The organism is Paenibacillus sp. P4_E11, assembly GCF_056401635.1.
In genome coordinates, this window is record NZ_JBFUIX010000639.1 from 1 (window position 1) to 735 (window position 735).

Genomic DNA, 735 nt, shown 5'->3' on the forward strand with positions numbered 1-735 from the left:
ATCATAATTAAGGCGATCCCTATAAACCATACCCACAACCCAATGGTTGAAGATTGCAGCATCAGACTTAACGCGATTAAGACCAAACCCAAATACACGACATAGTGACTTCCTCGCTTGACAGTCAAATTACCAGCAACTCTTCCGAATATGACTGCGCTAATCGCTCCCGGAAACATTAAGAGCCCGATATTCTCTGCATTCAGACCATACACCTTGTTCAGCATGAGCGGGATCACGAACATGACGGACATCACACATCCGAATATGAGAAAGCCGATTATAAGGCCATTGCGATAGAGCGTATGGGTGAATAAGCTAGGATCGACGAACGGTTCTTCTACTCGACGGATATGAATGACAAACACGATCAGAGCGATGAAGGCAATAAGCAAATAAACGAAGCTGGATTCCGTCGTGAACAAGATCAACATCGACACTAATGCGCCAAGCAGCAGCGCTCCTACAAGGTCCATCTTACCTGGTCGGCGTTGTTCGAGGGGCAATAACTTGCGGAAGAACGGAATGGCGACGAGCACAGGTAGCGGGATTAGGAACAGATACGACCAATGGAACGATCCTGCGATATACCCCCCAAGAACCGGACCGATTCCAATCGCGAAGGATACGGTCGATGTGATGATGCCGAACATTCTACTCCGTTCTTCTGATGTGAAGAATCGGGCAACCATCACGAAGATCAATGCAGGGATGGCCGAGCCACCAGCCCCTTGA

The 735-nt window shown here is 48.4% G+C and carries 1 protein-coding gene; it reads right to left on the minus strand.

What is annotated here, in order from left to right; all coding sequences use genetic code 11:
* Positions 1-735 (minus strand): MFS transporter (locus AC1DWB_RS36625; protein ID WP_477545949.1); only part of this gene is annotated, 735 nt, incomplete at both ends.